At 63.5% G+C, this 12,123-nt stretch carries 9 protein-coding genes; 5 read left to right on the top strand and 4 right to left on the bottom strand.

The window, feature by feature from the left end; genetic code table 11:
- Positions 1 to 2 precede the first annotated feature (2 nt).
- The 4 genes from eutC (at position 3) to IYX23_RS01820 (ending at position 4,216) form a co-directional block, all read left to right on the top strand.
- Positions 3 to 788: an ethanolamine ammonia-lyase subunit EutC gene (gene eutC, locus IYX23_RS01835; protein ID WP_196391790.1), complete on the top strand. Its 786-nt coding sequence runs from the start codon at positions 3 to 5 to the stop codon at positions 786 to 788.
- Positions 789 to 911: 123 nt separating this feature from the next.
- Entirely contained in the window at positions 912 to 1,919 is a 1,008-nt protein-coding gene (locus tag IYX23_RS01830) for a class I SAM-dependent methyltransferase (protein WP_196391791.1), read from the top strand.
- Positions 1,920 to 1,922: 3 nt separating this feature from the next.
- Positions 1,923 to 2,849, top strand: coding sequence for an iron-containing redox enzyme family protein (locus IYX23_RS01825; RefSeq protein WP_196391792.1), 927 nt, complete (start codon positions 1,923 to 1,925; stop codon positions 2,847 to 2,849).
- Positions 2,850 to 2,857: 8 nt separating this feature from the next.
- Complete coding sequence (locus IYX23_RS01820) at positions 2,858 to 4,216, top strand: phosphoribosylglycinamide synthetase C domain-containing protein (protein ID WP_196391793.1); 1,359 nt, start codon at positions 2,858 to 2,860, stop codon at positions 4,214 to 4,216.
- Here the strand turns inward: IYX23_RS01820 and pdeM are convergent.
- From pdeM to IYX23_RS01800, 4 genes are read right to left on the bottom strand one after another with little or no spacing between them, the layout of a single operon-like run.
- Complete coding sequence (gene pdeM / locus IYX23_RS01815) at positions 4,213 to 4,911, bottom strand: ligase-associated DNA damage response endonuclease PdeM (RefSeq protein WP_196391794.1); 699 nt, start codon at positions 4,909 to 4,911, stop codon at positions 4,213 to 4,215. The two genes, IYX23_RS01820 and pdeM, sit on opposite strands and share 4 nt — an antisense overlap.
- Positions 4,905 to 7,385 (bottom strand): ligase-associated DNA damage response DEXH box helicase, encoded by a 2,481-nt coding sequence (locus IYX23_RS01810; protein WP_196391795.1) that lies wholly within the window; start codon positions 7,383 to 7,385, stop codon positions 4,905 to 4,907. The genes pdeM and IYX23_RS01810 overlap by 7 nt, the downstream gene beginning before the upstream one ends.
- Positions 7,382 to 9,112 carry an ATP-dependent DNA ligase gene (locus IYX23_RS01805; RefSeq protein WP_196391796.1) on the bottom strand — a complete coding sequence of 577 codons (1,731 nt, stop codon included), beginning with the start codon at positions 9,110 to 9,112 and terminating at the stop codon, positions 7,382 to 7,384. The genes IYX23_RS01810 and IYX23_RS01805 overlap by 4 nt, the downstream gene beginning before the upstream one ends.
- On the bottom strand, positions 9,109 to 10,137 hold the full coding sequence (locus IYX23_RS01800; RefSeq protein ID WP_196391797.1) for a ligase-associated DNA damage response exonuclease: 1,029 nt from the start codon (positions 10,135 to 10,137) through the stop codon (positions 9,109 to 9,111). Before IYX23_RS01800 ends, IYX23_RS01805 begins: the two co-directional genes overlap by 4 nt.
- Positions 10,138 to 10,389: 252 nt before the next feature.
- Here IYX23_RS01800 and IYX23_RS01795 point away from each other — a divergent pair, with 252 nt between their 5' ends.
- Positions 10,390 to 12,114 carry a thiamine pyrophosphate-binding protein gene (locus IYX23_RS01795; protein ID WP_246716411.1) on the top strand — a complete coding sequence of 575 codons (1,725 nt, stop codon included), beginning with the start codon at positions 10,390 to 10,392 and terminating at the stop codon, positions 12,112 to 12,114.
- Positions 12,115 to 12,123: the final 9 nt, after the last annotated feature.

The raw sequence follows: 12,123 nt of genomic DNA, 5'->3' as shown, positions 1-12,123 counted from the left end.
GGATGGCCGACGATCGCCCGGCGCCTCTCGACAAGATTGCGATCCTCCGTTCGGCGACGCCGGCGAGAATTTTCCTGCCACGCGCCGGAGCGGCGCTGACGACGCGCGCTACGCTCGATTTCCAGCTGGCGCATGCCGAAGCGCGAGATGCGGTTGAAGAGCGACTCGACGCCGACCGGCTCTTCGACGAGTTAACCTTCCGCGGGCTGACGGCCGTCCGCGTGAAGAGCGCCGCCCGCGATCGGCGAAGCTTTCTGCTGCGTCCCGACCTTGGCCGAAAACTCGACGACGATTCCCGCCAGCATCTCAAAGCCCTCGCGGGCGATTACGACCTTGCGTTTGTCATCGCCGAAGGACTTTCCGCCCGCGCGATCGCCCGGCACGCACTTCCGGTGCTCGAAAGAGCGCTGCAATCTCTCGGCCAAACATCGTGGAAAATCGCGCCGATCGTTCTCGCCGAACAGGGGCGCGTGGCGCTCGGCGACGATATCGGCGAGACACTCGGGGCAAGGCTTGTGGCGGTTTTCATCGGCGAACGACCTGGACTCTCCTCGCCCGACAGCATGGGCGTCTATCTCACATTTGCGCCGCGCGTCGGCCGCACCGACGCCGAGCGCAACTGCCTCTCGAATATCCGCCCGCAAGGGCTTTCCTATGCCGACGCCGCGCACAAGCTGATTTATCTTTGCAACGAAGCGCGCCGACGCCAGCTGACCGGCGTTGATCTCAAAGACGAAGCGAACACGCTCCCATCGGGAGAACTGCGCACGATCGACGCCAAGAGTTAGCTACCCGTTCTCGCGCTTGCCGCAGGCTTTACGATCCAACTTTGGCGCAAGCACAAACCTATCGGAACTATCGTCATCGCCGTGAGTTGAGACCTCTCTTGGCGCTTGGGGCGTTGGCGATTGATGCAACTGGATCTCTGCTCTGACGAGACGGCTACCGGGCCGTCGAACGCTTCTCACCAAGATCTGAGCGTGGCGGACGAGGCGTTGCTATGGCTGGGCGCGTTCCTTCGGGACCAGAACTACCGGTTCACCACCACGACGCCGCTAACGCATAGCCGCGTCGTGCAACGTCCGGCAGTGGATGGATCGAATTTGACGCGAGCATTCGGATGGAGTCTGCCTTTTTCTGCGAGCGATCTGCCGGCGCCGGTGTTGCGCACACTTGCTGAGGCGAAGGCGCTAGCGCGTTGCAACGGTCTCTTGCGCAGCAAGGTGCGATTCTCGACTCTCAAGAACCAGCTCTTTGCGCACTCGGCCTTTCCCACGGACGCCGCCGATTCGGTTTTCTTCGGACCTGACACTTACCGTTTCGCGCGCTGCATCGAATCGGTCCTTAATTCACAACCTCTCTCAGCCTCGGCGCCCCGCCGTCTCGTCGACATCGGGTGCGGCAGCGGCGCCGGCGGGATTTTCGCCGCGAGCCTGGTGAGACCCGGCGTCGAGCTGCTGCTCGCCGACATCAATCCCCAAGCGGTGCGATATGCGCGCGTCAACGCTTCGTTGAACGATTTGAAGCGCACACGGGCTATTCACAGCGATCTCTTCCAGAACGCTGGCGGCCCGTTCGACTACATCATCGCCAATCCGCCCTATCTCGTCGATGACTACCAACGTCTTTATCGCCATGGGGGCGGCGAGTTTGGCATCGCCCTTTCCGTCGACATTGTACGGGAGGGCGTCCCGCGTCTGACGGAAAGCGGAAGGCTGCTGCTCTATACCGGCTCGCCGATTGTCGGCGGCGTGGACCAGTTCCTTGCCGCCGTGACGCCAATCCTCGACGCTTCGCCGGTAACTTTCGATTACGAGGAAGTCGATCCCGACGTCTTCGGCGAAGAGCTGGAGCGCCCCGCCTATGACAACGTTGACCGCATCGCCGCAGTCTTCCTCAACATCAAGAAAGACGGCTGACATATGCGTGACCCCGATTGGATCGCCCTGGCCCCAACACTAAACGGCCCAGCTTTTGAGCGCTTCCAGAGAGAGCTTTCCCGACGCAACGGCGCACGGCTCGAGCCTCTCACGCCTTCCGGCGATTGGCGCGCCGATGTGCATGCGCGCGCCGCGCTCGCCGAGGCGGAGATCGCCTATGTGGAGAGCGTTCGCGCGGCGATCGCGCCGTTCGTCGCCGATATTCCGAGCGACGCCAACGCCTTCCTGGACTGGTATGAGCGCCTTGCCGAGAATGGACCAGGTCAGAACGATCCGCTGTTCCCCTGGCTCGAGCGATTCGCGAGCTTCGAGGACATGAAATGGTTTCTTGAGCAGGAAGTGTCCGGCGAGGCAGGGTTCGACGATCTCGTGGCGCTTACCCAGATCAAGATGCCGCAGACCCCCAAGCTCGAAATGGCGCGAAATTACTGGGACGAAATGGGCCGAGGCAATGCGCAGGGCATGCACGGTCCGATGCTGACGCGGCTCGCCGCCTATTTCGGCGTTGACGCGCAGCCCGAGCGCGTCTGCCCCGAGTCGCTCGCGCTCGGCAATATGATGGTGGCGCTCGCCAGCAATCGTCGCTACGCCTTCCATTCGATCGGCGCGCTTGGCGCGATCGAGATGACGGCGCCGGGACGCGCGATTCAAGTCGAGCGTGGATTGCGTCGGCTTAAAGTCCCCGGCAAGCAGCGTCAGTATTTTTCGCTGCATGCGATTCTCGACGTCAAACACTCCGAGGCGTGGAATCGTGAAGTTCTGCGTCCTCTCTTTGAGGAAGACCCGCGCCGCGCGCAAGCGATCGGCGAAGGCGCCGTTCTTCGGCTTTGGCATGGCGCGCGATGTTTCGAACGCTACAGACGTCATTTCCGACTGCAGATGGAGCCCCCGCGAGAAGCGGCGGCCTAGGAGCATCCATGCGGGTTCTGGGGATTGGGAATTACTGCGACCTTGCCGCACTCTACCTTAGACTTTCGGCGGAAGGACATGAGGTCAATGTCTTCATCGACGCGCCGCCTTGTCAGAGCATTCTGAATGGAATGATCGCTAAGACAGACGATTGGCGTTCGGAACTGCAATGGGTGAAGAGCGCCGGGGACGAGGGAATCATTCTATTCGAAAACGTCTCGTTTGGCGGCGTGCAGGACGAGTTGCGCAAAGATGGATTCAATGTCATCGGCGGAAGCGCCTTCGGCGACCGGCTCGAAATCGACCGGGCCTACGCGCAGAGACTTCTTGCTGAGCTTGGCCTCTCAACTGCGGCGACCCACTACTTTCCGAACCGGCAGGACGGCTGGCGTTTTCTTCGCGAGCGCCCCGGACGCTATGTCCTAAAATTCAATTCGCCAGATTTGGCGCATCGCAACTTCGTCGGCGGTCTCGGCGACGGACGCGACATTTCCGCGCTGCTGCAAAATTTGCCCGACACTCCAGCTGACGAAGCCGGCTTCGTCCTGATGGATTTCATAGATGGCGTCGAGATGGGCGTCGGCGCGTATTTCGACGGCGAGAAGTTTTTACGGCCCGCCTGTCTCGACTGGGAGCACAAGCGCTTCTTTCCGGGCGACCTTGGAGAGCTGACGGGAGAGATGGGCACGGTCGCCACATTCGAGCGTTCGACCCTCTTTTTTGAAAACACTCTGGCCAGGATCGCGCCCTTACTCAAACGTCACGGCCATTGCGGCTATGTGAACCTCAACACCATCGTCAATGAGCAAGGTATCTGGCCGCTCGAGTTCACCTGCAGATTCGGCTATCCCGGCTTCGCCATTCTGTCGCCGTTACAGCGAACGTCCTGGGCGGAATTGTTTGAGGCGATGGTCCGGCGCGATCACGATCATCTGGATGTCGATGACGGGTTCTCGGTCGGGGTCGTCCTAACCGTGCCGCCTTTCCCCTATTCGCGACGGCAGGCGCAAGAGCCGATCGGCATGCCGATACTCTTTGACGGCGCATTGTCCCGCAGAGACCAGGAACATCTGCATTATTGCGAAGTGGCTCTCGACAACGGCCAGCTTGTCACCGCCGGCGCCTATGGCTGGACGATGGTGGCGACGGGCTGCGGGCGAACGATCCAGAGCGCGCGTCGCGACGCTTATCGGCTGATTGAGCGCGTGCATATGCCCAACATGCGTTACCGACGCGACATTGGAGAACGGCTGATCGCAGCGGATTACGCCAAAGTCGATGGCCTTGGCCTGCTGGGAGACGAGATCGAATTGCTCGCTCGCCCGCCTTCCCCACCTGTCGCCGCGATTCATGCAACGCGCAGCTAGCCGGCAACGAGCAGTCGTTCGTCGACGATCGCGCAGGTTTTGACACCCCGCCCACGCGCCAGCGCGCCGCCCGTGAAAGCGCCAAAGGCGGGCAGCACGATCTGTCGCGCCTGCAGCACAAAGCAGGGAAGACGAACGCTGTCGCGCGCCGCCCCGCTCAGCCGTACGCAAGGGTGCAAATGCCCCGCAAGAATGGTCGCCCCCTGCCCTTCGCATTCGTCGGACGCAAGCGGGTGATGACGCGCGACGATCCCTTCTGAGTCATAGGGTTCGTCAACAAGCTCGATTCCGAACTGTTCCGACGGATCGCCTGCGCGCCGATCATGATTGCCGCGCACGAGCGTCAGTCGCAACGCAGCGCGGCGCCTGCGCCAATCGAGAAAGGCGGCCGCCACCCCCGGCGCATGCGCCTGCCGCGCGTGAAACAAATCGCCCAAGAAAACGAGTCGGATGGGATTGAATCGGTCGACCAGCGCGTCGAGCCGGGCGAGATTGTCGCGCGTCGTTCCCTTGGGCGCCGGTTGGCCGAGCGCGCGAAATGTCGCCGCCTTGCCAAGATGCGCGTCGGCGATGAACAGCGTGCGCGTCTCAACGCGCCAGACAGCGCGCTGCGGCAGCAAAACGACGCCGCGATGCTCGTGAGAGGAGACGAGGCCGGCGCCTTCGCTCCGCAAAGTCTCGTCAGGCTCTAACATTTGTCCGCGGCCCGCTCCAACTGCGAAATCATGCGCTCGATGCGCGCCGCGAGCGTTTCATTGCTGAGGCGCTCGCGCATTCTCTCCACCATCAGCGGAAAAGCGAGCGGCGAACAGCGCTGTAGCGCGACATGGACGATCTCTCTATTTTGCAGCCGCTCGAAGCTTTCGGCAAGACGCGCGATGTCGAGCGCGTCTTCCAGGACCTCGCGCTCAGCCTGGCGCAACAACCCGTTTTCCGGATCGAATTTGCGAAAGACGTCGTAGAACAGGCTCGAAGAGGCCTGCAACTGGCGCACGCTCTTATGTTGTCCGGGATAGGTCGTCACGACGAGACCGGCGATCTGCGCAATGTCACGAAAACGTCGGCGCGCCAGCTCCGCAGCGTTCAGGCTCGCGAGCGTTTCATGCGTCAGATCATCAATGGCGCGCGGCGCAATCAGTTCCGGCAGCGTGGCGGCCCAGTCGCGCGGGTCGGCGCTCAAAAGCTCGAAGCCGTAATCGTTCACGGCGATCGAGAACGTGCTCGCGGTCTTCTGCGCCGCCCGCCAGGCGATCAGGCTCGCCATGCCGATATGCGCGTTGCGGCCCGCGAAAGGATACACAAACAAATGCCAGCCGTCGCGGCTTTTCAATGTTTCGGCAAGCAACGTCGTCGGCGTCGGCAGATGCGACCAGCGCGCTTGCAATCTCAGCATTTTCTCAGCCGCCCGCAGCTCCGGCGTGTCATAACGCCCCTCGGCCGCGCGCTGCAATTGCTCCACCATGGCGTCCGCCAAAGTCGTCGAAAGCGGCATTCGCCCGCCGTCCCAGCGCGGAACCGCGCCGCTGCGCGTTTTCGCCGGACGCACATAGGCGACAAGGTCGCGCAAGCGCACGAACTCCAACAGCCGTCCTGAAAACCAGAAGCTGTCGCCTGGCTTGAGCCGCGCGATAAAGCTTTCCTCCACGACGCCGAGCTTTTGACCCGGCGGCGCGGGTCCGTATTGAACGAGAACGCTGGCGTCCGCCGTGATCGTCCCGATGTTGAGCCGATGGCGCAAAGCGATCTGCTTGCTGGCGACCCGCCACACGCCGTCAGCGTCAGGACCGCAGCGGCGATATTCGGGATAGGCCGAAAGGCTCGGCCCGCCGCCGCTCACGAAGTCGAGACACCAGCGCCAATTCTCGTCACAGAGATGTTCATAGGCGGCCGTCGAACGAATTTCCGCGAGCAATTCGTCAGGCCTGAAGCCGCCGCCCAGTCCGATCGTGACGAGATGCTGCACCAGCACGTCGAGCGGCGCATTCGGCGTGCGGCGGCTTTCGATGCGGCCCTCCCGCACCGCCTGCTGCACCGCCGATGATTCGACAAGCTCGAGCGCATGGCTCGGCACGAGCGTGATGCGCGACGTGCGCCCCGGAGCATGGCCGCTGCGGCCGGCGCGCTGCAGAAGGCGCGCGACGCCCTTGGGCGAGCCGACCTGCAGGATGCGTTCGACGGGAAGAAAATCGACGCCAAGATCTAGACTGGACGTGCAGACGACCGCCTTGAGCTTGCCGAACTTAAGTCCATGCTCAACCCAATCGCGCGATTCCCGCGCCAGCGATCCGTGATGAACCGCGATGAGCCCTGCCCAGTCCGGCCGTGCGCGCAGGAGATTGTGATACCAGATTTCAGCCTGCGAACGCGTGTTGGTGAAAATGAGCGACGTCGGAGATTGATCAATCTCCGCGACCACCTGCGGCGCCATTTTGATCCCAAGATGCCCGGCCCAGGGAAAGCGCGCGAAATCTTCCGGTAACAGCGTGTCGATGACGATTTCCTTGCGCACGCCGCCCGCCACAACCGCGCCATGCGGCGCATCGGTTGGACCGAGCAGGACGCGCTTTGCTTCTTCAAGATTGCCAAGCGTCGCCGACATGCCCCAAATCAGCAGATCGGGACGCCGGCGCTTCAACCGCGCCAGCGCGAGCTGCGTCTGCACGCCGCGCTTATTGCCGATGAGTTCGTGCCACTCGTCGACGACAACGCATCTGATCGCGCCGAGATATTCGCGAGCGTCGGCTCGCGAGAGCATGAGCGACAGGCTCTCCGGCGTCGTGATCAACACGCTGGGCGGACGACGCGCCTGCCGGGCGCGCTCGGCTGAGGACGTATCGCCGCTGCGAACGCCAACCGTCCAGTGCTGGCCATGCGCGGAGAGACCGCCGAACGCCTCGTTGAGCGCCTTGGAGGTGTCCGCGGCCAGCGCCCGCATCGGCGTGATCCAGAGAACACAGAGTCGTGGCGGCGCTTCCGCATCGTCGGCGAGCGCCTGCCAGGCGCCGAGGGCAACGGCCAGAGTTTTGCCGGCGCCGGTCGTCGCGTGCAGCAGGCCGCTGCGTCCCTTCGCCATTTCGCGCCACACTTCTTGCTGGAAGCGAAACGGCTTCCAGCCCCGCGCCGCCAACAGTGTTTTCACGGCGGACTGTTTGGCGCGTCGTCCGCTCATGCGCCGCCGCCAGGCAGTAGCGCGCGTAGGGCCTCGATCGTATCGGCGTCCTCCACGGGCTTGTCCTGTCGCCAGCGCAACATCCTTGGAAAGCGAACCGCGATGCCGCTTTTGTGGCGGTTGCTGGCGCCAATTCCCTCGAAGCCGAGCTCGAAAACCATCGTCGGGCGCACGCTACGCACCGGCCCGAAATTCTCAATCGTCGTCCTTCTGATCGTCGCGTCGACCTTGCGCATCTCCTCGTCCGAAAGCCCGGAATAGGCCTTGGCGAAGGTCAGCAGCGTGCGGTCCGTCTGCTCCGGCGGGCCGCTCCACACCCCGAATGTGTAGTCGCTGTAAACGCCCGAACGGCGCCCATGACCCCGCGCGGCGTAGATCAGCACCGCGTCGACGCTCATTGGATCGAGCTTCCATTTCCACCACAGATTGGCGCCGCTCTTCTGGCGTCCGACGCCATAAGGCGCGCCCATCGCCTTCAGCATCATGCCTTCGGCGCCGCGCGCCCGCGCCTCTTCACGCTGTCTTGCAAAGGACTCCCAATCGGGTTGCGTCAGTGCTGGGCTCAGTCGCAGCGGCAAATCGGCGCCGACCTGCATCGCGGTAGAATGCGCGCGCGACACGACCTCCTCGAGGAGCGCGCGTCGCTCCCGCTGCGGCCTTTCACGCAGATCGCGGCCATCTTTCTCGAGCAGGTCATAAGCGATCAGCGCCACTGGCCTGTCGCGCAGCATTTTTGGCGTGAGAACCTTGCGTCCGAGACGCTGCTGCAATTCAGAAAAGGGGCGCAGATCGCTAAGATCGTCCACCGCGGAACGCGCGTCCGAACGGGGCGCGACGACGATGAGCTCGCCATCGAGGACAATATCGTCAGGCAGAAACTCGACGAGCGCGGCGAGCTCCGGAAAGCTGTCGCTCACCAGCTCTTCGCCGCGCGACCATAGCCACCACTCTCCGGCGCGATGAATGAACTGCGCGCGTATGCCGTCGAATTTCCATTCAACAAGCCAGTCGTCGACGGGGCCGAGCAGTTCTGGAAACGCCGAAAGCGGCGCCTGAAGCGGATGCGCGAGAAAGAACGGATAAGGCTGGCCGCGCAGAGGCCGCCCGTCTTCGCCCGCTTCGGCTGGCGCGACGAGCGCGACGAAATCCTGCGCCTGAGGCGCCCGGTTCGCCTGCGTGTAGCCCATCATCCGCTGCGCGACGAGCTTGGCGTCAAGCTCCGTCGCCTGGGCGATCGCGTGAGTCATTTGCAGCTTCGAGACGCCGATGCGCAATTCGCCGGTGACGAGCTTAAAGAACGGCAAGCGGTCGTCGGAGGGCATGGCGTCGAGCCAATCGCGCAGCGCCGCGAGCCGCTCAGCGTCATCGCGCTCGCGCAAGGGCAATAGCCGTTCATTCATCCAAAGATCGAGCGGCGCGTCTTCCACGCGCGTCGCCGGCGGCAGCAAGAGCGCCAGAGTCTCGGCGAGATCACCGACGCTGTGATAGCACTCGTCAATGAGCCACTCGGGCAGGTCCGTCGCCTCCAAGGCGAGCTGGCGTAGGAGCTTGGTCGAGATCATCTGGCGGGGCTTGCCGCCGGCGAGGAAATAAACCGTCCAGGCGGCGCTGGCGTATTGCTCCGGATCGCCGACCGCAAGGCGCAGATAGTCGATCAGCGCCTGTCTCTTATGCTGCGTCGACGTCGCGGCGTCGATGCGCCGGTAGAGCGTGGCGAAGGTTTTCATGCGCCGTCTGTGTCGGCCTCGACGTTCGGCTCCGCCTCGCCCTCCTCGTCGCCATATTCAGTCGCCATCGGCCACGCGTCGTATCCTTTTTCGCGCAGATAGCGCGACAGCGCCTCCCCGCTTCCATGCGTGACAAGGATACGCTCTGCGCCGGTTGCGGCGATCGCCTGCAACAGCCCCGGCCAGTCAGCATGATCCGAAAGCGCGAAGCCTTGATCGAGGCCGCGGCGTCGCCGATTGCCGCGCAGCCGCATCCATCCGCTGGCGAAAGCGTCTGAATGATCGCCAAAGCGTCGAATCCACCCGCTTTGCACGGCGTGGGGCGGCGCGAGCGCAAGGCAGCGCGAAAGCCCCGCCTTGTCGAGCGCGCCAACGTTGAGCGTCGGCGGCAGCGCGATGCCGAGATCGCGATGAATCTGATTGAGCGGTTCGATCGCGCCGTGGCAGACAATCGGTCCAATATTGGCGTCGAGATGTTTGAGCAGGCGCTGCGCTTTGCCAAGCCCATAGGCCTGCATGACGCTGGCGCGTCCCGCACGCGCATTTTCCGCCCACCATGAATTGATGTCGGCCATCACTTCGGCTTGCGGGCGCCAGCGATAGATCGGCAGACCGAAGGTCGATTCGGTAATGAAGACATCGCAGGGGACAGGCTCAAAAGGCGCACTGACGCCATCCGCTTCCAGCTTGTAGTCGCCGGACGCGACCCAGACTTCGCCGCGGTGCTCGATGCGCACCTGCGCCGAGCCGAGGACGTGGCCGGCGGGATGCAGCGAGAGCCGCACCTCGCCGATGTCTCGGCGCTCGCCATAACGCAGCGTCTCGATGCGAACATCGCCGAGTCGTCTGCGCAGGATCGGCGCGCAATCCTCGTGACAGAGATAGGCCCCGCTGCCCCATCGCGCGTGATCGGAATGGCCGTGCGTAATCACCGCCAGAGCCGCCGGGCGCCAGGGATCGATGTGGAATTTTCCAGGAGGGCAATAGAGGCCCTCCGCGGCGGGAACGATCAGATCCTTGGTCATCTAGCCGAAGATGTGAAAAGCGCGACTGCGCCACTCTTGAAGCAGCGCCGCCAGCATAAATAGGAACTCGGTCGCTCGGATTCACTTCAGGCGGCGAGGGCCAAGTTCGCGATGCGCCACGAGGCCTCGCTTGCTGTCGCTTAGCTGTTCGTGGCCAAATCGTCCATTGATCCACAAGCTTGCGCTCGACTATATGAAGCGCTGGCGAATGCGCTTTTTTCATGCGCGCCTGACGCGTCAATGGAGCTGGGAATGCACCTAGGGGTCGATTTCATCCTCGAAGCGCTGACGCGCGAAGGACTCGACCATGTGTTCATGGTGCCCGGCGGCCTCGTTGATCCCTTTCTGCCCGCTTTCGGACGACAGGAGGCGCTGACGCCGATCGTCGCCGCGCAAGAGGGCGGCGCCGCCTATATGGCGGACGGCTACGCGCGGGCGAGCGGAAACTTCGGCGCTGCGATCTGCATCGGCGGACCCGGCCTCACCAATACGGTCACCGCCGTGGCGACGGCGCAGTCCGACGGCTCGCCGCTTCTTCTGATGAGCGGCGAAGTGGCGACTGTCCTCGAGGGCTTGGGCGTATTTCAGGACGCAAGCCCCCAGACGCTGGATGACGTCGCGATCATGAAGCCGCTGACGCGCTATTCCTCGTCGATCGACAATCCGAAGAATATGCCGCATCTGTTTGAGCACGCCCTGCTGCAGCTTCGTACCCGTCCCGCCGCGCCCGTGCATCTCTCATTGCCCGGCGACTGCCTGGCCGCAGAGATCTCCGTCACCCATACGCCGATTGACCGGGCGCTGATCGACTACAACGCGCTGTCGATGACGGCCGCCGAGTCGTCGCTGCAACATTTTTATGGCGGGTCTGGCGGCGAGCCGCCCGTCAAGATCGCCATATTGGCCGGCGCGGGCGTCGAGCACTCGAAAGCCGCCAATGCGCTGAAGGAATTCGCCGAGACTTGGCGCGTTCCCGTCGCGACGACGCTGCGCGGGAAGGGCGTCTTCCCGGAGGACCATCCGCTTTCGCTCGGCGTCTTCGGCTATGCGGGGACGCACCACTCCCGCGCTGCGCTGATGGACCCCTCGCTCGATCTGCTGATCATTCTGGGGTCGGGACTGAACGAGCGCGACACCATGCATTGGGCGCTGCAAGTCAAACCCAATAAAACGATCTGCGTGAATTTGCTGCCCTCCGCCATCGGGACGCATGTCCAGGACGGCGGGATCGTGGGCAGCTGCGGCGCCTATCTTCGCTATCTGCTCGATCAAAGCGACACGTTGCGCGCGGCTCTCGAACCGACGCTCTCCGCACGCGCGGCTTGGATGTCCGAGATCCGCTCCCAACCCCGTCTGCAGGACCCGGAAAACTGCGAGAGCGACGCGGCTCCGATTCATCCGGCGCGCGTCATCAGCGAGCTGAGAAAGGCCTTACCGCGCGACGGCATCCTGGTCGTGGATTCCGGCGCGCATCGCGCGTTCGCGGGCCATTACTGGGAAGCTTACGAACCCAAAACCTACGTATCCGCCACCAATCTGGGCCCGATGGGCTGGGCGATCGGCGCTGCGATCGGCGTCCAATGCGCGCGACCGGACCGCCGCGTGGCGGTCGTCACGGGCGATGGATGCATGCGCATGGGCGGCATGGAAATCGCCACCGCGGCGCGCTACCAGCTGCCGGTGATCTATGTCGTCATCAACAATGCCGCGCTCGGCAATGTCTGGTTGCGCGCGCATGGACTGGGTCCAACGCCCGACGAACTGACGCGATTGCCGGACCACGACTGGGCGGGCTTTGCGCAGGCCTTGGGCTCTCGCGCCGAAACCGTGCGCTCTCCCGGCGATCTTGCCGCCGCATTCGAGAGAGCGTTGCAGGGCGAAGGCCCCTGCCTTATCGACGTCAAAGCCGACAAGACCTTCACGACGCCCGTCAAGGACTGGGCCGAGGCGATTGCGGCCTATTCCTACCACGAGTGACAAGGGACG

Source organism: Methylocystis sp. L43 (assembly GCF_015709525.1).
GTDB lineage: Bacteria > Pseudomonadota > Alphaproteobacteria > Rhizobiales > Beijerinckiaceae > Methylocystis.
Note: the sequence above shows the minus strand (reverse complement) of the source record. Positions and strands in the feature narration are given on the sequence as shown.

What these genes read in the sequence shown, in the direction of transcription:
- eutC (WP_196391790.1), top strand. Translation starts at nt 3, where the DNA reads ATGGCCGACGATCGCCCGGCGCCTCTCGACAAGATTGCGATCCTCCGT.
- IYX23_RS01830 (WP_196391791.1), top strand. Translation starts at nt 912, where the DNA reads ATGCAACTGGATCTCTGCTCTGACGAGACGGCTACCGGGCCGTCGAAC.
- IYX23_RS01825 (WP_196391792.1), top strand. Translation starts at nt 1,923, where the DNA reads ATGCGTGACCCCGATTGGATCGCCCTGGCCCCAACACTAAACGGCCCA.
- IYX23_RS01820 (WP_196391793.1), top strand. Translation starts at nt 2,858, where the DNA reads ATGCGGGTTCTGGGGATTGGGAATTACTGCGACCTTGCCGCACTCTAC.
- pdeM (WP_196391794.1), bottom strand. Translation starts at nt 4,911, where the DNA reads ATGTTAGAGCCTGACGAGACTTTGCGGAGCGAAGGCGCCGGCCTCGTC.
- IYX23_RS01810 (WP_196391795.1), bottom strand. Translation starts at nt 7,385, where the DNA reads ATGAGCGGACGACGCGCCAAACAGTCCGCCGTGAAAACACTGTTGGCG.
- IYX23_RS01805 (WP_196391796.1), bottom strand. Translation starts at nt 9,112, where the DNA reads ATGAAAACCTTCGCCACGCTCTACCGGCGCATCGACGCCGCGACGTCG.
- IYX23_RS01800 (WP_196391797.1), bottom strand. Translation starts at nt 10,137, where the DNA reads ATGACCAAGGATCTGATCGTTCCCGCCGCGGAGGGCCTCTATTGCCCT.
- IYX23_RS01795 (WP_246716411.1), top strand. Translation starts at nt 10,390, where the DNA reads ATGCACCTAGGGGTCGATTTCATCCTCGAAGCGCTGACGCGCGAAGGA.